This window comes from Bradyrhizobium sp. SZCCHNRI1029 (assembly GCF_032487555.1).
Taxonomy (GTDB): domain Bacteria; phylum Pseudomonadota; class Alphaproteobacteria; order Rhizobiales; family Xanthobacteraceae; genus Bradyrhizobium.
The window spans coordinates 84,773-109,517 of the sequence record NZ_JAUEUK010000015.1; the positions used below are offsets into that span (position 1 = coordinate 84,773).

General features: G+C 64.5%; 19 protein-coding genes. 10 read left to right on the forward strand and 9 right to left on the reverse strand.

The genetic code is table 11. The annotated features are described in order from the left end of the window. Window positions 1-4 precede the first annotated feature (4 nt). From QW861_RS31155 to QW861_RS31165, 3 genes are all read right to left on the reverse strand, one after another. Window positions 5-1,108 carry a ferredoxin gene (locus tag QW861_RS31155; protein WP_315754163.1) on the reverse strand — a complete coding sequence of 368 codons (1,104 nt, stop codon included), beginning with the start codon at window positions 1,106-1,108 and terminating at the stop codon, window positions 5-7. A 454-nt stretch (window positions 1,109-1,562) separates the two neighbouring features. Beyond that, window positions 1,563-1,937: a hypothetical protein gene (locus tag QW861_RS31160; protein ID WP_315715738.1), complete on the reverse strand. Its 375-nt coding sequence runs from the start codon at window positions 1,935-1,937 to the stop codon at window positions 1,563-1,565. A 528-nt stretch (window positions 1,938-2,465) separates the two neighbouring features. Beyond that, the gene (locus tag QW861_RS31165) at window positions 2,466-2,927 is read right to left on the reverse strand and encodes an Lrp/AsnC family transcriptional regulator (RefSeq protein ID WP_315715739.1); all 462 of its coding nucleotides are present in this window, start codon (window positions 2,925-2,927) and stop codon (window positions 2,466-2,468) included. A 141-nt stretch (window positions 2,928-3,068) separates the two neighbouring features. On the opposite strand from QW861_RS31165, the gene QW861_RS31170 reads away from it, so the two are divergent. Continuing rightward, entirely contained in the window at window positions 3,069-5,438 is a 2,370-nt protein-coding gene (locus tag QW861_RS31170) for a transketolase (protein WP_315754731.1), read from the forward strand. Between the two features lie 490 nt (window positions 5,439-5,928). Further along, window positions 5,929-7,359 (forward strand): aldehyde dehydrogenase family protein, encoded by a 1,431-nt coding sequence (locus tag QW861_RS31175; protein ID WP_315754729.1) that lies wholly within the window; start codon window positions 5,929-5,931, stop codon window positions 7,357-7,359. Between the two features lie 95 nt (window positions 7,360-7,454). Here QW861_RS31175 and QW861_RS31180 read toward each other — a convergent pair whose 3' ends face one another. Continuing rightward, entirely contained in the window at window positions 7,455-8,423 is a 969-nt protein-coding gene (locus tag QW861_RS31180; protein WP_315754727.1) for an SMP-30/gluconolactonase/LRE family protein, read from the reverse strand. 89 nt (window positions 8,424-8,512) lie between these two features. On the opposite strand from QW861_RS31180, the gene QW861_RS31185 reads away from it, so the two are divergent. Both QW861_RS31185 and QW861_RS31190 read left to right on the forward strand, forming a co-directional pair. Further along, window positions 8,513-9,331 (forward strand): NAD(P)-dependent oxidoreductase, encoded by an 819-nt coding sequence (locus QW861_RS31185; RefSeq protein WP_315715743.1) that lies wholly within the window; start codon window positions 8,513-8,515, stop codon window positions 9,329-9,331. Between the two features lie 138 nt (window positions 9,332-9,469). Further along, window positions 9,470-11,176: an IlvD/Edd family dehydratase gene (locus QW861_RS31190; protein ID WP_315754724.1), complete on the forward strand. Its 1,707-nt coding sequence runs from the start codon at window positions 9,470-9,472 to the stop codon at window positions 11,174-11,176. Between the two features lie 8 nt (window positions 11,177-11,184). Here QW861_RS31190 and QW861_RS31195 read toward each other — a convergent pair whose 3' ends face one another. Beyond that, window positions 11,185-11,970 carry an enoyl-CoA hydratase/isomerase family protein gene (locus tag QW861_RS31195; protein ID WP_315754722.1) on the reverse strand — a complete coding sequence of 262 codons (786 nt, stop codon included), beginning with the start codon at window positions 11,968-11,970 and terminating at the stop codon, window positions 11,185-11,187. A 114-nt stretch (window positions 11,971-12,084) separates the two neighbouring features. Between QW861_RS31195 and QW861_RS31200 the strand changes: the two genes are divergently transcribed. Further along, complete coding sequence (locus tag QW861_RS31200) at window positions 12,085-13,320, forward strand: NAD(P)/FAD-dependent oxidoreductase (protein WP_315754720.1); 1,236 nt, start codon at window positions 12,085-12,087, stop codon at window positions 13,318-13,320. Here QW861_RS31200 and rbsK read toward each other — a convergent pair. After that, window positions 13,317-14,225, reverse strand: coding sequence for a ribokinase (rbsK, locus tag QW861_RS31205; RefSeq protein WP_315754718.1), 909 nt, complete (start codon window positions 14,223-14,225; stop codon window positions 13,317-13,319). The two genes, QW861_RS31200 and rbsK, sit on opposite strands and share 4 nt — an antisense overlap. 20 nt (window positions 14,226-14,245) lie before the next feature. After that, window positions 14,246-15,139, reverse strand: a complete 894-nt coding sequence (locus QW861_RS31210) for a sugar kinase (RefSeq protein ID WP_315715822.1) — start codon at window positions 15,137-15,139, stop codon at window positions 14,246-14,248. Window positions 15,140-15,344: 205 nt separating this feature from the next. Between QW861_RS31210 and QW861_RS31215 the strand changes: the two genes are divergently transcribed. From QW861_RS31215 to QW861_RS31225, 3 genes are all read left to right on the forward strand, one after another. Further along, on the forward strand, window positions 15,345-16,604 hold the full coding sequence (locus tag QW861_RS31215) for a Glu/Leu/Phe/Val dehydrogenase (RefSeq protein ID WP_315754716.1): 1,260 nt from the start codon (window positions 15,345-15,347) through the stop codon (window positions 16,602-16,604). Continuing rightward, window positions 16,601-17,449, forward strand: coding sequence for a VOC family protein (locus QW861_RS31220; RefSeq protein ID WP_315754715.1), 849 nt, complete (start codon window positions 16,601-16,603; stop codon window positions 17,447-17,449). Before QW861_RS31215 ends, QW861_RS31220 begins: the two co-directional genes overlap by 4 nt. Before the next feature lie 138 nt (window positions 17,450-17,587). Further along, window positions 17,588-18,529 carry an NAD(P)H-binding protein gene (locus QW861_RS31225; protein WP_315754739.1) on the forward strand — a complete coding sequence of 314 codons (942 nt, stop codon included), beginning with the start codon at window positions 17,588-17,590 and terminating at the stop codon, window positions 18,527-18,529. A 762-nt stretch (window positions 18,530-19,291) separates the two neighbouring features. On the opposite strand, the gene QW861_RS31230 is transcribed toward QW861_RS31225, so the two are convergent. Both QW861_RS31230 and QW861_RS31235 read right to left on the reverse strand, forming a co-directional pair. Beyond that, window positions 19,292-21,046, reverse strand: coding sequence for a hypothetical protein (locus QW861_RS31230; protein ID WP_316193913.1), 1,755 nt, complete (start codon window positions 21,044-21,046; stop codon window positions 19,292-19,294). A 287-nt stretch (window positions 21,047-21,333) separates the two neighbouring features. Beyond that, window positions 21,334-22,560 carry a cytochrome P450 gene (locus QW861_RS31235; RefSeq protein ID WP_315754711.1) on the reverse strand — a complete coding sequence of 409 codons (1,227 nt, stop codon included), beginning with the start codon at window positions 22,558-22,560 and terminating at the stop codon, window positions 21,334-21,336. 280 nt (window positions 22,561-22,840) lie between these two features. On the opposite strand from QW861_RS31235, the gene QW861_RS31240 reads away from it, so the two are divergent. Together QW861_RS31240 and QW861_RS31245 are read left to right on the forward strand one after the other, a co-directional pair. After that, the gene (locus tag QW861_RS31240; RefSeq protein WP_315715751.1) at window positions 22,841-23,527 is read left to right on the forward strand and encodes a helix-turn-helix domain-containing protein; all 687 of its coding nucleotides are present in this window, start codon (window positions 22,841-22,843) and stop codon (window positions 23,525-23,527) included. A 1-nt stretch (window position 23,528) separates the two neighbouring features. After that, window positions 23,529-24,719 carry an efflux RND transporter periplasmic adaptor subunit gene (locus tag QW861_RS31245; RefSeq protein ID WP_315754709.1) on the forward strand — a complete coding sequence of 397 codons (1,191 nt, stop codon included), beginning with the start codon at window positions 23,529-23,531 and terminating at the stop codon, window positions 24,717-24,719. Window positions 24,720-24,745: the final 26 nt, after the last annotated feature.

Consider the following 24,745-nt stretch of genomic DNA (forward strand, 5'->3'; position numbering starts at 1 on the left):
GGATTCACGCCTTGCCGGGCGACACGCGGATGAGATTCTTGTTGGCGGTGCTCTCGAACCGGCTCGACCAGTAGTTCGACGCCATCACCGGCCGCTTCAGCCAGCTCACCTTCGGCGAACGCAGCACCAGGAACCAGAAGAAGAACGGCGTCGTGATGAGATGCGAGACCAGCGGAAACCAGTCCGGCAGCAAGGATGCCGGGCCGGGCAGGCGATACCAGTAGTAGGTGCTGATCGCGGCGGCCGCGAAGATGCGATGCATCCGGGTGCGGGCGGCGGGCCTGTAGCGCAGGATATGCTCGCCGATCCTGAAGACGACGTAGCTGACGAGCGCGGCGCCCAGCGGCCACACATAGGCGGTGATGATTGCGGCCTGGTCGACCTGCTGCGGCGGATAGTCCGGCACTTGATACCAGCCCCAGACGAAGCCGGGGAAGCTGCCGATCAGGAAGTTGCCGAGGAACTGCTGGACTTTGGTGGGCACGCCCGCCGTCGGCGTCAGCTCGGGCGTGGAGTCGGGACACGGATTGCTGCAGGCCTCGCAGATGTTGCAGCGGGCATTCTTGAAGGTCAGGGCGGGGTTGGTGCCGTAGAGCCGCTCGACGGGGTGGATCGGACACAGCGAGGTGCACCAGCCCGAGCGCATTTCGAACACAGAGCCCATCGCGAACGCCATGACCGCGGCCGACAGCAGCATGACCGCCGTCAGCGGACCGTCGACATTGAGTCCGATTCGTCGCATCGGCACGACGATGAAAAGAAGCGTCACGCTGATCACCGCGAGCGTCGCCGCGCCCCATTCCGGCATCCGGATGTTCTGCGAGATGCCCATCTTGTTCGGCAGCAGATGGAATGTCGCCATTGGACAGATGTTGCGCCACAGGCCGGGCGAGATCGTCACCAGCGCGGGCGCGATCGGAATCAGGAGATTCCACATCAGGGCGATGCCGAGGGGAGGGAAGAACAGCAGCAGGTTCACCAGCAGCACGCCGACGACCAGCATGACCGTCTGCATCGTCAGCCAGAATCGCCGCTCGGCCCGTCCGGTGCTGCGGCTGCCGGCCTGTGCGGCCGGCTGATACCTGGCGGGAGCCACCTTCACCGCCACGTGCGCGAGCGGCCGGGCATCTCGATGTTGCGAAGCGTAGTCGTGTCGGGGCGAACGTTGAGCGCTGTTGTTCTGCATTGCTTTCCAGGACGCGAGTTGGTCTTCACGATCGCGCCGACGTCACGTTCACAGGCGCGGAGTTGTTAGTCCCGCAATCCCTGTGACTTCGTGTCGCAGCGCATGCTGTGACGCAGAATCTGACGGCGAGATGTGGCGCTTTTTGACGGCCAATATGGACGTCCCTGGGCCATGCTGCGGTCGGCCTGCGGCCGTTTGATCTGGATCAAATCGAGGAACATCAAGGATTTGATCGGGGGCTGGAGCAGTTTTTCCAGATCGTTTGATCTGGATCAATGACGGCCTCGGCTGTGACGTAGTTCGGGCGTGATCAGGGCAGTGCGCAGATGATTTTTGACGCTGCCATAACGACCCGACGGGCAAATCAGATCGCGCGCTAAAATCCTGTCCAGCCGTCAGGCAAAAAATAAATCGCTTGCCGATTTCGTATAATCAGCATTACAGTCCAGCCCGTTCCGTTGCGTCGGAGGGGACGTATCGCGGTCGTCATGGACGTCGGCAGCGGAATGCGATGGGCGTGTGTCGTTGCAGCGTGATCATTCGCGCCGACGAACAATGATGCACGCACGGTCAAGTCGCGCGGTCCTGGCACCCCGATGCTGGTGTCCCCGCGGCGGCGCGCGGACAGCGCGTCGTCGCGCACGGTGGCCAAAAGCCGGCGCACCGGGGAGAACGCGAAGCAGCCGTCAAAACCATCGCGCAGGGAGGGCCGGGCGTCTTCGGCCAGACCTGTGGTACCTGCCGCCTGCATTTTTTCCGCAGGCGGGCCACGGGCGCGGCCAGCGCCCGGCCTTCCCTGCGCCCTTCACGTCATAAGGGCGATGATATCGGCATCACCCGGACGCAACGCGCCGCGGGAGTGAGAACGCATGTGACCATCCCGGTCGGTCCTGGACTCACGATTGTGGCAAATCCGATGACACAACAAAGGTCGTTATTCCGGGACGCGTCGCGCAGCGGCGCGGGCCCGGAATCCATACGCACGATCGTGGTTATGGATTCCGGGCTCGCCCTGCGGGCGCCCCGGAATGACGGCGCAGGGAGAGGGGCTCATGCGAGGTCTCTCATGGCCGAGCGCCAGAGCTGGCCGAAAGTCTCGCTTGGCTCTCCGCTGTCGTACCGGACAAGCGTGCGCAGCACGCGCAGATCCGGGACCCATAACCCCAGGGAGATGTTGTTGCGCACGATGTTGGACCAGTCGTTCTTCGCAACGTCTGCCGCGGAGTATGGGTCCCTGCGTTCGCAGGGACGACAGCTGAGGTCGTGGCGATGGCCTGCCTCACACCGGCAGCGCGATGGAGTACTTCACCTGGCTCAGCGCAAAGCTCGATTCGATCGAGGCGATGCCGTCGAGGCGGGTCAGCTTGCTCTTCAGGAACGCTTCATAAGAGGAGAGATCGGCCGCGACCACGCGCAGGAGATAGTCGCGATTTCCCGTCATCAGATAGCACTCCAGCACCTCGGGCCAGGCCGAGATCGCCTTTTCGAACCGCTTCAAATCCTCCTCCTTCTGCCGCGCCAGCTTGATGGAGATGAAGACCGAAACGTGCAGCCCGAGCGCCTTTTGGTCGACGGTCGCGAGATAGCGGGTGATGACGCCGCGCTCCTCCAGGAGCTTGACGCGGCGGTGGCAGGGCGAGACCGACAGCCCGACCTTGTCGGCGAGCTCCTGCATGGTGATGCGGCCGTCGGCCTGGAGATGGCCGAGGATCTTGCGGTCGATGGCGTCGAGCTCGGGCATTGGGATAAAATCGCTCAAAGTGGATCCTGAATGGGAAAATATCTCAACAATCGGCAACTGCACGCGAAAAATTGAGAATTATGGCCGGTGCGACAGGATTAAAATCGGCGAATCCAACAAGGCCCCGGGGAGCAGCGCGCCATGGCCACGCCATCCGCATCGTCAGACCGTCTCGACATCCTGAACGCGCTGACCCGCAAGGCGCTGTGGCTGTCGTCCTGGACCATCCATCACGCCAACCACATCCGGCCGAACACCGACGGCCTGAAGGTTGGCGGCCACCAGGCGTCGTCGGCCTCGCTCGCGACCATCATGTCGGCGCTGTACTTCTCGGTTCTGCGCCCCGAGGACCGCGTCGCGGTGAAGCCGCATGCGAGTCCCGTGTTCCACGCCATCCAGTATCTGTTCGGCCGGCAGACCCGCGAGAAGCTGGAGAATTTCCGCGGCTTCAAGGGCGCGCAATCCTATCCGTCGCGCACCAAGGATGTCGACGATGTCGACTTCTCGACCGGCTCGGTCGGCCTCGGCGTCGCGCAGACTTTGTTCTCCTCGCTGGTGCAGGACTACGTGCACGCGCATGGCTGGATGAAGGACCGCCGCGAGGGCCGCATGATCGCGCTGGTCGGCGACGCCGAGATGGACGAGGGCAATATCTTCGAGGCCCTGGCCGAAGGCTGGAAGCACGGCCTGCGCAACACCTGGTGGATCGTTGACTACAACCGCCAGAGCCTGGACGCCGTCGTGCGCGAGGGCCTGTGGGAGAAGTTCGAAACCATGTTCCGCAATTTCGGTTGGGACGTGGTGATCGTGAAATACGGCCGGCTGATGCGCGAGGCGTTTGCCGAACCCGGCGGCGAGGCGCTGCGGCGCTGGATCGATAACTGCCCGAACGCGCTTTATGCGGCGCTGTGCTTCCAGGGTGGGGCTGCCTTCCGCAAGCACATCCAGGACGAGATCGGCGATCAGGGCGACGTGACCCGGCTGCTCGACAAGCGCACCGACGACGAGTTGCTGGCGCTGATGAGCAATCTCGGCGGCCACGACATGGCCAGCATGCTTGATGCCTTCGAGTCCATCGACCACGACCGCCCGGTGTGCTTCATCGCCTATACCATCAAGGGCGTCGGCCTGCCGTTCCAGGGCCACAAGGACAATCACGCCGGCCTGATGACCGTCGCCCAGATGGAGAAGTGGCGCGCGCAGCAGAACATTCGCCCGGGCCATGAGTGGGACAAGTTCGAGGGACTGACGCAGGATGCTTCGACGCTGGAGTCGTTCCTCGCGTCGGTGCCGTTCAATCGCGATGGCCGCCGGCTCGATGATGCGGTGTTCGACGTGCCGGAGCGGCTGACCTTCACCGCGGCGGCGCAGATGTCGACGCAGCAGGGCTTTGGCCTGATCCTCAACGATCTCGCCCGCAGCGACACCGCGCTGGCCTCGCGCATCGTGACCTCGTCGCCCGACGTCACCGTCTCGACCAATCTTGGCGCCTGGGTCAACCGCCGTGGCCTGTTCGCCCGCGCGGAGAAGGCGGATTTGTTCCGCAGCGAGAAGATCCCGTCGACCTTCAATTGGGCGGCCTCGCCGAAGGGCCAGCATATCGAGCTGGGGATCGCCGAGATGAACCTGTTCATCATGGCCTCGGCGCTTGGCCTGTCGCACGCCATCAACGGCGCGCGGCTGCTGCCGGTGGTCACCTTGTACGATCCCTTCATCGAGCGCGGCCTCGATGCGCTGAACTACGCCTGCTATCAGGATGCGCGTTTCATGGTGGCGGCCACGCCGTCGGGCGTGACCTTGGCGCCGGAGGGCGGCGCGCATCAGTCGATCGCGACACCGTTGATCGGCATGGCGCAGGACGGGCTGTCGTCGTTCGAGCCGGCCTTCGTCGACGAGCTCGCCGCGATCATGAAATGGGGCTTTGCCCACATGCAGCGCGAGGCAGGCGAGGGCGGCTCGCTCTATCTGCGGCTGTCGACGCGCACCATCGATCAGCCGCAGCGGATCATGACGCCGGAGCTGGAATCCGACATCGCCGCCGGCGCCTATTGGCTGCGCAAGCCGGGACCGAATGCCGAGGTGATCGTCGCCTATACCGGCGCGGTCGCGCCGGAGGCGATCGAGGCCACCGGCCTGATCGGCGAGTCCCGCCGCGACGTCGGCCTGCTCGCGATCACCTCGGCGGACCGGCTGCATGCCGGATGGACGGCGGCGCGCAGCCTGCGGCGGCATCGGCGCGGTGTGCAACATCTCAGCCACATCGAACAACTGCTGGCGCCGCTGCCGCGCGATTGCGGCATCGTCACCGTGATCGACGGCCATCCGGCGACGCTCGGCTGGCTCGGCTCGGTGCGCGGCCATCGCGTCGAGGCGCTGGGGGTTGAGAAATTCGGCCAGACCGGGACGATCGACGACCTCTATCGCCACAATGGGATGGACGCCAACGCGATCATCGATGCGGCCGAGAGCCTCACTGGCGCGCCGGTCCGGCATCGCAAGATGGCAGTGTGAGGGCGGGCCAAGAACGGGGACGCCGTCTCCCTCACCTGGATGAAGGAGACGGCGTCGCAACTTGGATCAAATGTCTACGTACTGAAAGGCTGCGCAATAAGAACTGGCGAAAATATCGGTTCTGAAATCTTATCCGGCGTCCTTTCGAGATGCCGGGATGTCTATGAAGAGGAGATTAGCCAGAGCGATCGAACGGCGATGTGAAGCAGTTCACATCTTGGAAATGAATCTTCGACGGCGGGAATTCTGCCATCCGGAATGATGGCGATCTGGAGGGGGCGAAGGGGACACGCGGTTGCTGCGATGCAAAATGGAGCGGCGACGAAACGCAGGCCGGTCGGCTTGCGCCGGTCGCGGCCTTGCTCCTATATCCGCGGGACGCAACCCCGGTCCCCGCATGTGGCGGGTTCATCCCGCGGATCGCGCGTGCCAGGATGCCGGCCGCGTGCTGCCGCCCCCTCCAGATGCTTCCACGTGAAGAGGTTTTCCGATGGTCAATCGCCTGCAATTCTACATCGACGGCGCCTGGGTCGATCCGGTCGTCAAGAAGTCCACCCAGGTCATCAATCCGGCGACCGAGGAGGCGATGTACGAGGTTGCGCTGGGCTCCAAGGCCGATGTCGACAAGGCCGTCGCCGCCGCCAAGCGCGCCTTCGAGACCTTCTCACAGACCTCGCGCGAGGAGCGCGTCGCGCTGCTCGAGAAGATCATCACGATCTACAAGGGCCGCATGAAGGAGATCGGCGCCGCCGTCTCCGACGAGATGGGCGCGCCGCTGCCGATGGCGGAGAAGCTGCAGGCCGGCGCCGGCCTCGGCCATCTGATGTCAACGCTCGACGTGCTGAAGAAGTATGAGTTCGAGGAGACGCTGCCTGCGTCCGTGGTGGTGCGCGAGCCGGTCGGCGTGGTCGGCATGATCACGCCCTGGAACTGGCCGCTGAACCAGATCGCCTGCAAGGTCGCGCCGGCGCTGGCCGCGGGCTGCACCATGATCCTGAAGCCGTCGGAATTCACTCCGACCTCGGCGCTGATCTTCGCCGAGATCCTGCATGAAGCCGGCGTGCCGAAGGGCGTGTTCAACCTGATCAACGGCCTCGGGCCGGAGGTCGGCGCTGCGATGAGCGAGCATCCGGACATCGACATGATCTCGTTCACCGGATCGACCCGCGCCGGCATCGACGTCGCCAAGCGCGCGGCGCCGACCGTGAAGCGCGTCAGCCAGGAACTCGGCGGCAAGTCGCCGAACGTGATCCTGGAGGGCTCCGACCTGGTGAAGGCAGTGACCGGCGGCGTCATGCATATGTTCAACAACTCCGGCCAGTCCTGCAACGCGCCGTCGCGCATGATCGTGCCGGCCGCGCGCATGAAGGAAGTCGCTGCCATCGCGAAGGGCGTCGCCGACAAGACCAAGGCGGGTGACCCGCGCGGCGAGGGCACCACGATCGGCCCGGTCGTCAATCGCGGCCAGTGGGACAAGATCCAGGCCCTCATCAATAAGGGTATCGAGGAGGGCGCGACCCTCGTCGCCGGCGGCCCGGGCCTGCCGGAGGGCGTCAACAAGGGCTTCTATGTGCGGCCGACCATCTTCGCCGACGTCAAGCCTGAGATGACGATCTCGCGCGAGGAAATCTTTGGACCAGTGCTCGTGATCATCGGCGCCAAGGACGAGAACGAGGCGGTGCGTATCGCCAACGACACGCCCTATGGTCTTGCCGGCTATGTCACGGCCCCGACGATCGAGAAGGCCCGCGAGGTCGGCCGCAAGATCCGCGCCGGCAACGTCAACCTGCAGGGTGTCCCGAACGACCGCACCGCGCCGTTCGGTGGCTACAAGCAGTCCGGCAACGGCCGCGAATGGGGCCGGTTCGGTCTCGAGGAGTATCTCGAGGTCAAGGCCATCGCGGGCTACAACGCGGCTTGATTGGTCTCCGTCATTGCGAGCGCAGCGAAGCAATCCAGGGGCCGGGAAGGAAGTCTGGATTGCTTCGTCGCTTCGCTCCTCGCAATGACGGCCAATTATCCCCCCAGCGCGCCCTGCGTGTTGACGTAGAGCGCGTAGATCGACTGGCTGGCGGCCATGAACAGGCGGTTGCGCTTGAGGCCGCCAAAGCAGAGGTTGGCGCAGCGCTCGGGCAAGGCGATGCGGCCGATCGGGGCGCCGTCGGGTGCGAACACCATGACGCCATCGAGCTCGGGCGAGCCCATCCCCCAGCCGCACCAGAGATTGCCGTCGACGTCACAGCGCATGCCGTCCGGCGTGCCCGGACCGGCATCGATGTGGACGCGTTTGTTGGCGAGCTTGCTGCCATCGGCGGAGACGTCATAGGCGAGGATCTTGCGGTTCGGCACGCCGCGGGATTCGACGATGTAGAGGATGGATTCATCGGGCGAGAAGCACAGCCCGTTCGGTCCCAGCACGCCCTCGGCGACGATGGTCGCCCGGCCCGTGGCCGCGTCGATCCGATACACGTTGGCGTCGATCTCGGACTCGGCCTTGTAGCCCTCGTAATTGCCGAGCAGGCCGAAGGTCGGATCTGTGAACCAGATCGAGCCGTCCGATTTGACGACGACGTCGTTTGGCGAGTTCAGCCGCTTGCCGTCGAAGGAGTCGATCAGCACGGTGATGGAGCCGTCATACTCGGTCCGCGTGACGCGGCGGCCACCGTGCTCGCAGGTGACGAGACGGCCCTGGCGATCCCGGGTGTTGCCATTGGCGAAATTGGAGGGCTTGCGAAACACCGAGACCGCGCCGCTTTCCTCCTCCCATTTGAGGATGCGCTGGTTGGGGATATCGCTGCACAACAGATAGCGCCCGTCGCCGAACCACACTGGCCCCTCCGCCCAGCGCAGGCCCGTCGCCAGCCGCTCCACGGCCGAGAGCTTGAGCCAGTATTTCTCGAAGCGCGGATCCAGCGCCTGGATCGCCGGATCGGGATAGAAGGTGGCAGGGCGCCAGCCCTGCGCGTGAGCGTTTCCGTCGGACATTTGGCCGGTCCTGTTATTGCGCGGTTGCGATCTCTGCTATCATTGGCCCGCCACAACCGCAAACCTGCGGACCCAACACGAGGGATGAAATGCCACGTATCTTGATGACCGGTGCGAGCGGTGGAATCGGCACTTCCTTGCGGAAGCTGCTGCCGCCGATCTATCCGGACCTTCTGCTCAGCGACCTGAAACCGCCTGCCGATCTTTCCAGCCAGGAGACCTTCAAGGCGGCCAATCTTGCCGACCTCGCTCAGGTCGAGGCGCTGTGCGAAGGCGTCGACGGTATCATCCATTTCGGCGGCTATTCGGTCGAGGGACCGTGGAACGACATCCTGCAGGCCAACATCATCGGCGGCTACAACCTGTTCGAGGCGGCCCGCCGCAAGGGCGTCAAGCGCGTGGTGTTCGCCTCGTCGAACCATGCGGTCGGCTTCTATCCCCGCCACCGCAAGATCGACAATGACGTGCAGCCGCGTCCCGACGGCCGCTACGGCGTCAGCAAGGTGTTCGGTGAGGCGCTCGGCTCGCTCTATGCCGACAAGCATGGGCTGAAGGTGACGTGCCTGCGCATCGGCAATTTCGGCGACAAGCCGCTCGACAAGCGCCGGCTGTCGATCTGGCTCAAGCCGGAAGATCTGGTGCAACTTTGCCGCATCGGCCTCGAGCATCCCGACATCCATTTTGAAGTGCTCTATGGCGCATCGCTGAACGAGCGCGCCTGGTGGGACAACCAGCGTGCCTATGACCTCGGCTATCGCCCGACCGGCCGCGCGGAGGATTTCCGCGAGCACGCCTTGGCCGAGCAGGCCAAGCTGCCCGCCGATCCGATCGGCGACTATTTCCAGGGCGGCGCGTTCTGCACCACTGAGTTCGACGGCGACACCAGCCGGATCATCGACTGGGGTTGATCCGACCTCGTCATTCCGGGGCGCGTCCGCAGGACGCGAACCCGGAATCTCGATGTGAGAGCGCAAGACAATGTCTGGATTCCGGGTTCGCGCTTCGCGCGCCCCGGAATGACGTTGAGAATGAAAGAAGAGAAGACCATGACCGATGGATTGCGCAAGGGACTGACCGCTTACGGCGATGCCGGCTTCTCGCTGTTCCTGCGCAAGGCCTTCATCAAGGCGGCCGGCTATTCGGACGACGCGCTCGATCGCCCGATCGTCGGCATCACCAACACCTACAGCGACTACAATCCGTGCCACGGCAACGTGCCGCAGATCCTGGAGGCGGTGAAGCGCGGCGTCATGCTGTCGGGCGCGATGCCGTTCGTGTTTCCGACCATCTCGATCGCCGAGAGTTTTGCGCATCCGACCTCGATGTATCTGCGCAACCTGATGGCGATGGAAACCGAGGAGATGATCCGCGCGCAGCCGATGGATGCGGTGGTGGTCATCGGCGGCTGCGACAAGACCCTGCCCGCGCAGATCATGGCCGCGGTGTCGGCCGATCTGCCGACGGTGGTCATTCCGGTCGGGCCGATGGTGGTCGGGCATCACAAGGGCGAGGTGCTCGGCGCCTGCACCGACTGCCGACGTCTCTGGGCGAAGTATCGCGCCGGTGAGATGGACGGCGGCGAGATCGACGCAGTCAACGGCCGGCTCGCTCCTTCGGTCGGCACCTGCATGGTGATGGGAACGGCCTCGACAATGGCCTGCATCACCGAGGCGCTCGGACTGTCCTTGCCGATGAGCGCGACCATCCCGGCGCCGCATGCCGAGCGCTTCCGCTCGGCCGAGGCCAGCGGCCGGGTCGCGGCCGAGATGGCCAAGGTGAAGGGACCGAAGCCGAGCGAACTGCTGACCCCTGCGGCGTTCCGGAATGCGCAGGTGGTGCTGCAGGCGATCGGCGGCTCGACCAACGGGCTCGTGCATCTCACCGCCATCGCCGGCCGGACGCCGCATAAAATCGAACTCGATGCATTCGACAGCATCGGTCGCGAGGTGCCGGTGCTGGTCGATCTCAAGCCGTCCGGCGATCACTACATGGAGCATTTCCATCACGCCGGTGGCGTGCCGAAGCTGATGAAGCAGCTCGGCGATCTCATTGATCTCGATTGCCGCTCGATCACCGGCCAATCGTTGCGCGACATCGTGGCCGCTGCCGAGGACGTGCCGGGGCAGGACGTGATCCGCGCGCGCGGCGACGCGATCAAGCCGGAAGGCGGCCTTGCCGTGCTGCGCGGCAATCTGGCGCCGCGCGGCGCGGTCATCAAGCATTCGGCGGCAAGCCCCAAGCTGCTGCAGCACACCGGGCGCGCCGTCGTGTTCGAGTCGATCGAGGACATGACCTTGCGGGTCGATGCTCCCGATCTCGACGTCTCGGCCGACGATGTCCTGGTGCTGCGCAACGCCGGGCCGAAAGGCGCACCCGGCATGCCGGAGGCGGGGTACCTGCCGATCCCGAAGAAGCTCGCGCGCGGCGGCACGAAGGACATGGTGCGCATCTCCGATGCGCGCATGAGCGGCACCGCCTTCGGCACCATCGTGCTGCATATCACCCCGGAGTCCGCGGTTGGAGGCCCGCTGGCGCTGGTGCGGAGCGGCGACATGATCCGGCTCGATGTTCCCAAGCGCAGCATCGACCTGCTGGTCGACGACGCCGAGTTGGACCGGCGTCGCGCTGTGCTGAAGCAAGCCGCAACGCCCGAATGGGCGGAGCGTGGCTATGCGCATCTCTTCCATGAAACGATCCTGCAGGCCGACGACGGCTGCGATTTCGATTTCATGCGCCGGAAAGGGAAGGGGTGAGCGCAGTCCTACTTTCCCTTGCTGGTGAACCGCTTCACGGCGGCGCGGAATTCATCCGTGTGCATGCAGTTGATGATGGCATCGCGCTCGGCGGCGAGCTGGTCTTCGACCGAGCTGGTTGGCGCGCGATGGATTAGCGCCTTGGTCGCCGCGATCCCCGCCGGCACATTCAGCGCCAGCCGCGCAGCCAGCGCTTCGGTGGCTGCCGCGAGTTCGGGGGCGGGGACGACTTTCGCGACCAAGCCCCATTCACGGGCCTGCGCGGCCGTGAAGCTGTCCTCCGCCAGGAAGATCTGCAGCGCCCGCCTGATGCCCACAGTGGCGACCACGCCAACTGTACCGCCGCCGTCGGGCGACACGCCGAGCTTGGCATAGGCCGGCGTGAAGCGCGCGTCCTCGGCGGCAATGCAGAGGTCGGCGGCGAAGGCGAGCGACATCCCCGCGCCGGCGGCGGAGCCGTGCACGCTCGCCAGCACGATCTTGGGCATGCGCCGCAGGCTCGCGATGAAGGCATGGTAGTGATGCAGCAGTTCGCTGACGACAGGCGTGATGGCGTCGGCCTCGGCGGCAGCGCCGATCGTCTGCAGGTCGCCGCCGGCGCTGAAGGCGCGGCCTTCGCCTTTCAGGATCAGCACGCGGATGGTGTCGTCGGCCTCGACCTGGGCCGCAAGCAGCTCCAAGCGCTTCGCAATCGCAAGGTTGATGGCGTTGAACGCTGCCGGGCGGTCGAGCGTGATGGTCGCGATCGGACCTTCGATGCTCAGGCGGGCAGGTTCCGCTACGGCGTCCGACATTCATACCTCCCGGGGCGTGGCTTTTGTTGCCGCATTTAAACCGTATGGCGGGACCGGTGACAATGCCGGACAAGTCTGCCAAAACCCGGTTCCGTCGGCGTGGACAATGACAGAATGGGGCAGGGTGCAGTGACGAAGGGACCGGTGGTGATCGTGGGTGCGGGGCATGCGGGATTCCAGCTCGCGACCTCGCTGCGTCAGGCAGGCTTTGCCGATCCGATTCATCTGATCAACGACGAGCCGCATCTGCCGTATCAGCGCCCGCCGCTGTCGAAGGCGTATCTGAAGGGCACCGGCGGTCCCGAGACCCTGATGTTCCGACCGCAGAAGTTCTACGCCGACCAGACCATCGATCTCGTCTACGATCGTGCCGTCGCTGTTCAGCGCGATCAGCGACGGGTGCTGCTCGCCTCCGGTAGGACGCTCGACTATGGGCACCTCGTGTTCGCGACCGGTGCGCGCAACCGGCTGCTCGACATTCCCAACGCCAATCTCCCAGCGGTGCGCTATCTGCGCATTCTCGACGACAGCGAAGCGCTGCGAGGCTTGCTCGCCGATGCCAAGCGGGCCGTCGTCATTGGCGCCGGCTTCATCGGTCTTGAATTCGCAGCGACTGCGCGGATCAAGGGCCTCGAGGTCGACGTGCTCGAGCTCGGCGCTCGGGTGATGGCGCGGGCAGTGACCGCCGAAATCTCGGACTACTTCCAGAAGCAGCATGCGGAAGCCGGCGTGCGCATCCATCTCGGCGTGCAGGCCACCAGCATCGAGGCCGACGGCAACAAGGTCACCGGCGTCAGCCTCAGCGATGGTCGGCACATCCCCGCTGACCTCGTCGTGGTCGGCGTCGGCGTGCTGCCGAATGTCGAGCTCGCTGCCGAGGCTGGATTGCAGGTCGCCTCCGGCATCGTCGTCGACGAATATCTGCTCACCAGCGATCCGCACATCTCGGCCATCGGCGACTGCGCCCTGTTCGTCAGCCAGCGCTTCGGCGGGACGCTGCGGCTGGAGTCGGTGCAGAACGCCACCGATCACGCCCGCTGCGTCGCGGCGCGGCTGATGGGCGACGTCAAGCCCTATGACGGACAGCCGTGGTTCTGGAGCGACCAGGGCAATGACAAGCTCCAGATCGCGGGGCTCACCACCGGCTATGACCAGGTCGTTCTGCGCGGTGATCCGGCGCAAAAGGCGTTCTCCGCGTTCTGTTACAAGGAGGGCCGGCTGGTCGGCATCGAGTCGGTCAACCGCGCCGGCGACCATATGTTCGGCCGCAAGTTGCTGGCTGCGGGCGGCACCTTGGATGCAGCCAAGGCCGCTGATCCCAGCTTCGACCTGAAGAGCGCTCTGGCCTAGAGCCACGCGCGAACCTCCTCCTCGGTCGGCATCGACGGGCCGGCGCCCATGCGCTGCACCGAGATCGAGGCGGCGACGTTGGCATAGCCGATCGCATCCGCGATATCAGCGCCCTGCGACAGCCGCGCGGCGAGCGCACCGACGAAGCAGTCGCCGGCACCGGTGGTGTCGACGGCCTTCACCGCGCGGCCTTCGACCAGCCGGGCCTCGGCACCAGAAACCGCGACCGCGCCACGCGCGCCGAGCGTGACGCAGACCGTCTGGTCGTCGCGAGGCTTGAGCGCGCGAACCGCCTCATTCACCTGCTGCGGCGTCGGCGCGTCGCCGAGCTCGATGCCGGCCAGGAAACCGAGCTCGGTTTCGTTGAGCACGAGGACATCAACCAGCGCAAACAGCGGGCTGTCGAAGGCGCTCGCGGGGGCGGGGTTGAGGATCGTGGTGGCGCCGGCCGCTTTGGCACGCTGGAAGAACGCGACAATCGTCGCTTGCGGGATCTCGAACTGGCTGACGGCCACGTCTCCCGAGCCAAGAGACACCTGCGCCACATCGTCGGCGCTGACCTCGGCGTTGGCGCCTGATATCACCACGATCGTGTTGTCGGCCTTGGCCAGCGTGATGATCGCGGTGCCGGTCGACGCGCTGGCGCTGTCCTTCACGGCGGTGAGATCGATGCCCTGAGCCGTGAGAAATGCGCGCAACTGCTCCCCGAAGGCGTCGCGACCGAGCCGGCCGATCAGCGCCGTCGGCACGCCGAGCTTGGCCGCGGCGACGGCCTGGTTCGCTCCCTTCCCGCCCGGAAAGTACATCACCGACCGGCCGGCGACGGTCTCGCCGATGCGCGGATGGCGCTCGGCCGCAGCCACCACATCCATGTTGATGCTGCCGGCGACGACGACCCGCCCCATCCGCCTGCTCCCCACAACCGCTAGACGCGAGCCTCGAATTCCTGCCGGACCAGCTCGATATCGGCGAGCGTCGGCAGGCCGGCCTCGTTGCCGAGCTTCTGGATCTTGAACGTCGAGGCCGCGCGGGCGAACTCGAAATGCTCCTTCCAGCCCTTCGCAGGATTGGCGAGGTACGAATACACATAGGCGCCATGGAAGACGTCGCCGGCGCCGTTGGTGTCGATCACGCGCTCGCGCGGGATCGGATAGGCGGGCAGCGTATGCACGGCGCCGACCTCGTCATACCAGAGCAGGCCCTTTTCGCCCTGGGTGACGCCGCCGATGCGGCAGCCGCGGCTCTTCAGGTAGTCGAGCATCTTCTCCGGCGTGAGGTCCATCTGCTCGCACAGCCGCTCGGCCACGATCGCGACGTCGATATATTCCAGGAGCTCATGGGTGTTGGTGCGCAGGCCGCCGCCGTCCAGCGAGGTCAGGATGCCGGCCTCGCGGCACAGCTTGGCATAATGCAACGCCGCGTCGGGCTGGTGCCCGTCGACATGCAGCGCCTTGCAATTGCCGAGATTGAGCAGCGGGAACGGGTGGATATGCGCATCGTCGCGGCAGCGCACGATGGCGCGCTTGCCGTCCTTCGGCATGATGAAGGACAGCGAGGAGGCATTGACCTTCCGGGGATGGACGGAGATGCCGTATTTCGCGGTCATGTCCTGGAACATCCGCCCGAGCCAGTCATTCGCGACGGTGGCGATCAGGTCGGGCACGATGCCGAGCTTGGCGCAGCAAAATGCCGCAGTCACCGCATTGCCGCCGAACGAGACGGCATAGTCGGATGCCACGTGCTTCTCGTCCCCCGTCGGCATGTGGTCGGTGATGAACGTCACGTCGATGTAGGTCTGTCCGATGAAGAGGGCCTGCATTGCCATTTCTGTCTCACTAAGGGGTGATCGCGGCCCCGGCGCCGCAGATTAGCAAGCGGTCAAAGCGGATCAACGCTGAAATTCTTCGCCAAATCGTCACCTTGGTGGTTGAGATCGGCCGTCTGCTACCGGTGGCCCCCTGCCGCCGGCGCTCGGGTCGCGCTATGGTTGCCGGCCTGCAGAAGCGCAGATTCGGGAGTGGAATATGACTGTCTATGCGGGTCCGGTCTTCGAGATGGCCACCAATCAGTTCAACGTGATCGCCGACCACCTTGGCATCCCAGCCGACGAGCGGGACCGGCTGCTCTTGCCGAAGCGGGCGATCACCGTCTCGTGTCCGATCCACAAGGATGACGGCACGATCGCGGTCTATGAAGGCTACCGGGTCCAGCATCTGCTGACGATGGGGCCGACCAAGGGCGGCACGCGGTTCGCTCCGACGGTCGACATTGGCGAGGTCGCCGCGCTCGCGATCTGGATGAGCTGGAAATGCGCGTTGGTCGGGTTGCCCTATGGCGGCGCCAAGGGCGGCATCAACGTCGATCTCTCCAAACTGTCGAAGCGCGAGCTCGAATCGCTGTCGCGCCGCTATATGCAGGAGATGATCCCGTTCGTCGGCCCGCATACCGACGTGATGGCGCCCGACATGGGCACCAACGAGCAGGTGATGGCGTGGTTCATGGACACGTATTCCATGTACCAGGGGCAGACGGTGATGGAGATCGTGACCGGCAAGCCGGTGTTCTCCGGCGGCACGTTGGGGCGCCGCGAGGCGACCGGCCGCGGCGTCGCCCATGTGTCGAGGCGGGTGATGGATGAGCTGGGCATCGACCCGACCAAGTCCACCGCGGTCGTGCAGGGCTTTGGCAATGTCGGCTCCTATGCCGCGCTCGGCTTCCACCAGATGGGCATGAAGGTGATTGCGGTCAGCGATCACACCGGCGCCCTCCATGATCCGCGCGGCCTCGACATCCCGGCCTTGATGGCGCACGCCGCCAGGCACGGCAGCATTGCCGGCTTCTCCACCGAGCTCGCCTTCGATCCGCGGGAGATCCTGACCCTGGCCTGCGACATCCTCGTGCCGGCCGCGGTCGAGCGGGTGATCGACGCCAAGGTGGCGGCGAACCTGAAATGCCGCGTCATTGCGGAAGCCGCCAACGGCCCGACCACGCCGGATGCCGATCTGGTGCTCGACCAGCGCCGCAACGAGATCTTCCTCATTCCCGACATTCTCTGCAATTCCGGTGGCGTCATCGTCAGCTATTTCGAATGGGTGCAGGACCTGCAGCAGCTGTTCTGGGAGGAAGAGGAGGTGATGCGCAGGGAGTACCAGATCCTTGACCGTGCCTTCGAGCGCATGCTGACGCGCGGCAAGACCGACGGCATCTCCCACCGGACCGCGGCGATGGCGATCGGCGTGGAGAAGGTGCGCGCCGCCAAGAACTCGCGAGGGCTGTTTCCGTGATCACCGGCCTCGACCACGTCGTCGTCCTGCTGCAGGACATCCAGGCCGGCAGCGCCGCGTTCGAGACGCTGCTGGCGCGCAAGCCGTCCTGGCAGAATTCGGGCGAGGGCGCCGATCGCGTCCTGTTCACGCTCGACAATATGAGCCTGGAGCTGATGGCGCCGGCGGGCCAGGGCGTGGCCGCCGACCGCATCCGCAACGTGATCAAGATCTGGGGCGAGGGGCTCGCCAGTATCTGCTTCGCCACCGGCGATATCGGCAAGATGCATCGGCGGCTCGAGCGGGTCGCGCTGAAGCCGGATCCGATTGCCGAGGTCGACAGCACCGACCGCATCTCGGGCCAGACGCTGCATTGGAAGCGCACCCGCGCCATGACCGATCTCACGCGTGGCGTGCGCATGTTCTTCCTCGAGCTCGCCGAGCCGCGCCCGCCGTCCGCCAAGACCGCCGATACGGCCGTGCTCGGCCTCGACCATATCGTGATCTCGACCGAGGATCCCGAACGCGCCGCCGCGCTCTACGGCGCGCGGCTCGGCCTCGACATGGCGCTCGACCGCAGCCATCAGGAATGGGGCCAGTTGATGTTCTTCCGCTGCGGCGACCTGATCGTCGAAGTGGTGAAGCGGCCGGTCGCCGGCAACGACAAGGCCCATGACAAGCTGTGGGGCCTGAGCTGGCGCGTCGCCGACATCGAGGCGACGCGCGCGCGGCTGCTCGCCGCCGGCCTGCAGGTCTCCGAGCCGCGCGCCGGCCGCAAGCCGGGCACACGGGTGATGAGCCTCTACAGCGGCACCTGCGGCATCCACACGCTGATCCTCGAGAAGACCCCGCGCGCGGCGGAGTGAGGTCGAAGCCGAGCCGACGGCGTCATGGGCCAGCCGGCCGTGATATAGGTCGGAACGGCATTCGGAGTCTTTGCCACGCCGATGATCTCTCCTTCCGAACCGGCTCCCGCCACTGTGTCCCGTCCACGCCGCGTCTTCATGCTTGGCGCGACGGGAACGATCGGCCGTGCCACGGTACGCGCGCTCGTCGCGCGCGGGCACGAGGTGGTCTGCTTGGTGCGTCCGCGCCATGACGCCGTGAAGATCGCGGGCGCCACCGTCAGGACGGGGGATGTCACCGATCCCGCCTCCCTCGCACGTGACGGCTTTGGCGGTGAGCGGTTCGACGCCGTGGTGTCCTGCATGGCCTCGCGGACCGGCGTGCCCAGGGATGCCCAGGCGATCGACTACCAAGCCCATGTGAACGTGCTGGATGCCGCGCGGAGTGCCGGTGTGAGTCACTTCGTCCTGCTGTCCGCCATCTGCGTGCAGAAGCCGCTGCTGGCGTTTCAGAGGGCCAAGCTGGCGTTCGAAGCGCATCTGATGGAGCAGGGGCTGACCTACTCGATCGTCCGCCCGACCGCGTTCTTCAAGTCGCTGTCGGGACAGGTCGCGCGGGTGAAGCAGGGCCGGCCCTATATGGTGTTCGGCGACGGCCGGTTGACGGCGTGCAAGCCGATCAGCGACGGGGACCTCGGCGACTATCTGGCCGGATGTCTCGATGACGAGCGCCGCTGGAACCGGGTGCTGCCGATCGGCGGCCCAGGCCCCGCCATCACGCCGATCGAACAGGGCGAGCATCTGTTCGCGCTGCTCGGACGCAAGCCGCACTTCCGGCACGTCCCGGTGGCGCTGCTCGATGTCATCATCGGCGGGCTCGATGTCGCCAAGCGGATCGTGCCGTCGCTGGCCGACAAGGCGGAGCTCGCCCGCATCGGCCGCTACTACGCGACCGAATCCATGCTGGTGCTCGATCCCGCCACCGGCCGCTACGACGCCGACGCCACGCCGTCGACCGGATCGGAGACGCTGTTCGACTACTACGCCAGGCTGATCCGCGGCGAGGCGACCGCCGAGCGCGGCGATCACGCTGTGTTTTAACCTCGATCTCTCCGCGTCATTGCGAGGAGCGCAAGCGACGAAGCAATCCAGAGTCGCGGGCGCGGCCCTGGATTGCTTCCGCCGTCGCCCTTCGGGCTTTGGCGGACAGGTCGCTTCGCTCGCAATGACGGAGAGATGAGACATGCGGTCTTCTTCTCGCGGCGCGTTTCGCGTCCGAGCTTTACCGTTCGTCCTGCCCTCTTCGAGAAGAGGGCACGGGGAATGCCGGGCGCTGGCCGCACCCATGGCCCGCCTGCGGAAAAAATGCAGGCGGCAGGAACCACAGGTTCAGCCGAGAACACCCGGCATTCCCCGCGCGATGGTTTGACGGCTGCTTCGCGTTCTCCCCGGTGCTCCGGGCTTTCTGGCCACCGTTGCCCGCGCGGCGCGTGAGCGCCGGCGCAAGCGTGACACCAGCGTCGGGGTGTCAGGACCACGCGACTTGACCGTGCGCATCGCTGCCGTTCGTCCGCGCGAGGTTCACTCGCGCGCAGCACCGACACGCCCACCGCATCCCGCACCCGACGTTCGTGACGACCGCGAAGCGCCCCTCGTGTGAGGCGGGACGATAGCTCTATAGCATCTTTCCCGGAAAGTCGAAATAGAAATCTTATTAATCGAAGGGAAATTTCCCAATCGTGAGAACCACTATCGCGGCAATCCCTGTATGCCCCATTGATGCCAGCGCAACTCAGGCCTGACTTAAAGTGTACAACAGGATGAATTTTGGCAAATGGGTTCTCGCGAATCTCTACTGTTTGCTTATCCGAAGACTAAGCTCCAGAGCCGCTCCGGCAGATTCAAATCCGCAACGCCACGAGAAACGCCGAGAATATGGAGGCCGAGCCACGGCATTACATATCCGACTATGCCGAGCAATAGCAGTATCTGAGCGGCGACGCCAAGCGTTGCGCCTACGAACGTTTGAGCGGTGAGTACAAGTGCAATCCAGGGGCGATCAAACGATGGCACAGCCTTTCCGTTAGGTAAGAAACGCAGCAACAGAGCGCGTAAACCTGGGACCCCGCGCAAAAATGCGGCGCCTCCAATCATAAGGTTCACAAAGCTTGGTATCATGGAGGAAATCAAGAGCGCGTAGAGCCACCAATACTCCGGCTCGGCAGGGTGGCTAGCAATTCCGTCAAATAGCGATTGTAGCGGCAGAATGGGCTTGCCGCCATGGTGAATCCTGATCGTGTCAAATGCCTGCACAGCAACCACCATCGCGATGGCTAAGATCATAATGATCATTGCTGCTAGGGCCGTATCTAGTAGCGCGAGCAAGTACGGCCACCAGCCGCCTCGTTCGAGGCCTCGGCGTAAGAGCGCCCTAGTCATTCCCAGGGAGGCCCAATCAAAGGGTGCGTTGACGAGCGTAAGAAGACCGAGAAATAGCAACAATGGGCCTGATGGATCTAAGGAACTCGTTGATGTAAGAACCGCTGGTGCAGATAGGCAGAAGGCGGTTAGCGCCATCACGATTGTGGCGAGCAGTAATCCCTCCTTCTGTTTTGCTATGGCAATACGATTAATTAGGCGTAGAGCAATGATAATCGCTGTGAAGGCAAAGTAAAAAGTGACGGCTATGGCGGTGGCCACGGTCAATACAATTAGCGCGATGGTTAAGACGACAGCCGTTGAAGTAGTGCCCGCATAGGCGGAAGCTGCGCTAACAATCGAAAAAGTCCCTGCGACTGCACCGACGAAAATTATCGCGAAAGCGACCGCGAACGCGACAGCTAGAGCGCCAGCATAGGGGAGCGTGATAGACCCGGTTAATGCGACGGCGATTGCGACGGCGCACACCCCATTGATAACGACAGTGCTAGCGCCCGCACCTGCTACGACCGTAGCGAGAACTACAGTCAGGGCTCCCCATGCATAGATATCTAGCTTGTCTTTTTCTTTGTATGATAGCCAAACGACAAAGCCGGTGATAGCGCAGAACGGGGCCGCCAATACTCGCTGCCAGCCCGCTACTCCGGATTGCAAGCCGAGGGCGGTTTCCGCCGGGCCGGCATGGCCGGAGATTATCCAAATTAGTACTATAGTGGCAAAGGGGTAGATCAGGGCAAGCCATAAGCAACGATCAAAAGCTGGCGCTGTCCAGAGCGGCTGCGGTGCGTGAAGTCCAAAAGCTTTTGGAAAGAGCGTGCGATCTGCCATGCCCGTATCCCCAAGAAAGCGTTCAACTTTGTCGAGAAAGGCGGTGAGACGTTCGTGGTAGATTCTTGCCGCAGTATTGTTGCCAGTCAGATTCTGGCGAAGTGCGTCGTAGGACGTGCGCGCTGGACTCCCTATGGGGGCGCCACCTGCGCCAAGCACCGCGACTGTGCGTCGGTAAAGCAAAGAAAATGCTAGCGCTAAGATCGCAGAAATAAGCGTTAGGCCGGTGGTGAGCAGAATCGTTGCCTGGTTTGAACTACCGGCGAGCCAAGCGCCCGTCGCGGCCGCAGCGGTCACCACAATATGAGTTAATGTCTTGAAAATATTGGTATCAAGCGATTGGCTGGTCATCCTGAGCCTTCCCCGTTGGCTCAACCAAAAGTTATATGATAATCATTCGAAAGATTCTGGTTGGGTGTCAATCCTTCAATCAACGGGTAGGTGAGCGGCCGTACTTTGTCGTATTTGTGGGTGGGCGACCGCAGTGGTATGGCCGAAGGTGGAGCACGGTGCTTGGCTGCTCGTTGCAGGACCATAAGATGCAGAGTTTGTGAACAACTTCATCATCAGAGCAAGGAAGCAACGACTCCAGGGCAACTGTTGTCCTCTGTTGATGCTATTCGTTTCCAACTAGTCTCTTACGGCTGGCTCTGAACCACACACGGCACGTTCGCAAACCCGCGAAACCGCACCCGGCCGCCGCGCACTGGCTCGCCCTCGAGCTGATAGTTCGGAAACCGCGCCAAGAACCGCCCAATTGCCACGGCGCCCTCCAGCCTTGCCAGCGCCATCCCTGCGCATTGATGGGCGCCGGTGCCGAAGGCGAGGTGGCGGTTGGCGAGGCGGGTGATGTCGAAGCGTTCGGGATCGTCGAACTGGGCGGGATCGCGGTTGGCAGCGCCGATGCACAGCGTGACCGATGTTCCGGGCGCCAACGCGATGCCGCCAAGCTCGACGGCTTCCGTCGTCATCCGATTGCCGAGCTGGTTGGAGCTCTCGTAGCGCAGGATCTCTTCGACCGCGGTGCGGATCAGGTTGGGGGCCTCGATCAGCCTCCTGCGCTCGGCCGGATGCTGGCCCAGCAGCACGAGGCCGTTGCCGATCAGATTGGTGGTGGTCTCGTGGCCGGCATTGAGGAGGAAGATGCAGTTGTGCAAGAGCTCCGTCTCGCTCAGCCGCTCGCCGTCGGCCTCGCCCTGGATCAGCCGGGTCAGCACGTCGCGTTCGGGATTGCCGGGAGCCGCGCGCCGCCGCGCGACCAGGTCTTTGAGATAAGTCAGCATGTCGCCGACCGCCTGGTTGCCACGGGCGAATTGCTCGGCCGACAGCACCGGCTCGAGCGCGCCGAGGATGGCGAGCGACCAGTCGCGCAAGGGGGCGCGCTCCTCGTGCGGCACGCCGAGCAGGTTGCCGATCACTTCGATCGGAATTGCCGCGGCGAAATCCTCGATCAGCTCGAAGCGGTCCTTGGCGGCGATCCAGTCCAGCAGTCCGTCGACCAGCGCGATCAGCGCCGGCTCCATCTCGGCGATCGCGCGCGGCGACAGCGCGCCCATGATCAGGCGGCGCACCCGGGTGTGCGCCGGAGGATCGTTGAAGACGAGGCTCGTCGTGTGATGCTCGTACAGCAGCGAGTTGCCGTATTTGGGCGCGAACTCGCGCTTCTTGTCCGACGAAAACGTCCTGGTTGCCTTGTAGGCGGTGATCAGATCGTCGTAGCGGGTGAGGAAATAGGAGCCGTTGCGCATGCGCTTGACCGGGGCGTGCCGGCGCAGCGCGCGATAGGTCGGGTAGGGATCGGCGTAGAACTCCGGCGTCAGGCTCTCGAGATCGAACTGGCTGGCGAGCGCTGCGTCGTCGGTCATGTCTGGTCCTCCCGGCCGATTCTTGTTTTTGTCCCGGCGACCGTCGCACGGCGAGCGGCGGAAGAAAATGTGCCCGCCGCGGTGGTCTCCGCGCGGCCTTGCGTCCACCGATGGAGCGGTGCCCCAGATCCGCCGCTTTGAGAGGTATAAAATTGCCTTTGGCGCCGGTGAAATCCCGCCTGCAATTTCAGGGACTTGGCCGCCGACCCTGCTGCGCCGCGGCATCTTTCTTGACACAGATCAAGTGAGTATTTACTCACGGCCGATGTCCACTTTGCGCATGACAAGCGATCTCCGCAGGCAGCTGATCCTCGGTGCAGCCAAGCGCTGCTTCGCGCGTCATGGCTATGCCGGCACCACGACCAAGAGCGTGGCCGCCGCGGCGGCGATCTCGGAAGCGCTGCTGTTCAAACATTTCCCCTCCAAGGCGGCGCTCTATGCGGAGATCCTCACCGAGGAGTGCGAGACCGATCCGGATTTCGAGGTGCTGCTCAGCCAGGAACCTTCGACCGCGACGCTGGTCATGCTGATGGCCGGGATGGTCCGGCATTTCCTCGGCATTGCCGACGGCCCCAATGAGGAAGAAGAGCAGCGGCTGCGGCTGATGGCGTCGAGCCATCTCGACGATGGCGAGTTCGCAAGGCTGCTGTATACGAAGATCGATGATCTGATCGGCGCCAAGTTCGTTAACTCTCTGGACAGCGCCGTTGCCTCCGGTGACGCCGTGCGATTGGCGGCCGCGCCGCGCGATCTGTTCTGGTTCGCGCATCACACGGTCTTGATGGCGGCATTGACGCGGCTTCCATCCATTCCCTGTGTGCCGTATGGAACTGCGGCGAGCCTGGAGCGCCAGCTCAGCGAATTCATCCTGCGCGGCATCGGACTGACCGACGCCGCCATTGCGTGCTACCTCGATCACGAATTGTCGCAACCTCCGGCCCGGCCGGCGACGGCAGAAAGTGCATGACATGAACATTGCGACGGAACCCAAGCTCTCAGGAAAGCCGGTCCACGGCAAGCCGCGCAAGCGCACCCGCCCGGTGCTGTGGTTCATCGTGGTTGGCGGCCTGCTCGTGGCGCTGGTCGGCGGTCTCGTATGGTTCAACATGTTCCGCGACAAGATGATCGCGCAGTTCTTCGCCAACATGAAGCCGCCGCCGCTCAACGTCAGCGTCGCGACGGCGAGTTCGGAGACGGTGCCGAACCTGTTGACTGCAGTCGGCGATCTCGCCGCCGTGCATCAGGTCAACGTGACCTCGGACGTCAGCGGCCGCATCACCGACATCATGTTCACGCCGGGCTCCACGGTGAAGCAGGGCGCGCCGCTGGTGCAGCTCTATGACGCGCCGGATCAGGGCGATCTCGCCAACTACAAGGCCCAGGTGACTGTGGCGCAATTGTCGCTTGATCGCGCCAAGCAGCTGGCGTCGCGCCAGTTCGGGCCGCAGGCGACCGTCGACCAGGCCCAGGCCGCCTACGACCAGGCCCAGGCCGGCATCGCCAAGACCGAGGCGCTGATCGCGCAGAAGCTGGTGCGCGCGCCGTTCGACGGCGATCTCGGCGTCCGCAAGGTCGAGGTTGGCCAGTATCTCAGCGCCGGCACGCAGATCGTGTCGCTGACCGATCTGTCGGAGCTGTGGGTGAACTTCACCGTGACGGAGAAGGACAGCGGCCAGCTCAAGGTCGGCCAGACCGTCCGCATCGGCGTCGATGCCTATCCGGGCCGGACCTTCGAAGGCAAGATCACCACGATTGAGCCGCAGATCGCGACCGACACGCGCAACATCCGCGTGCAGGCGACGATCGCCAATCCGGAGCGCATCCTGAAGCCGGGCATGTTCGCCACCGCCACCGTGGTGCTGCCGGACAAGCCGCCGGTGCTGACGGTGCCGGAGACCGCGGTCGACTACACGCTGTATGGCGACTCGGTGTTCGTCATCAACGAGAAGAAGACCGACGACGGCAAGACCGCGCTGACGGCCGACCGCATCTATGTGCAGACCGGCGACCGCATCAACGGCCGCGCGGTGATCCTCAAGGGCCTCAAGGAAGGCGATCGCGTCGTCGCCGTCGGCCAGCTCAAGATCCAGTCCGGCGCCGCGGTCGCGATCTCCACCGATCCGCTGCCGCCGGTCCCGGCGAAGCCGCCGCGCTACTGAGCGACCTCTGATCCAATGGCGGGCCG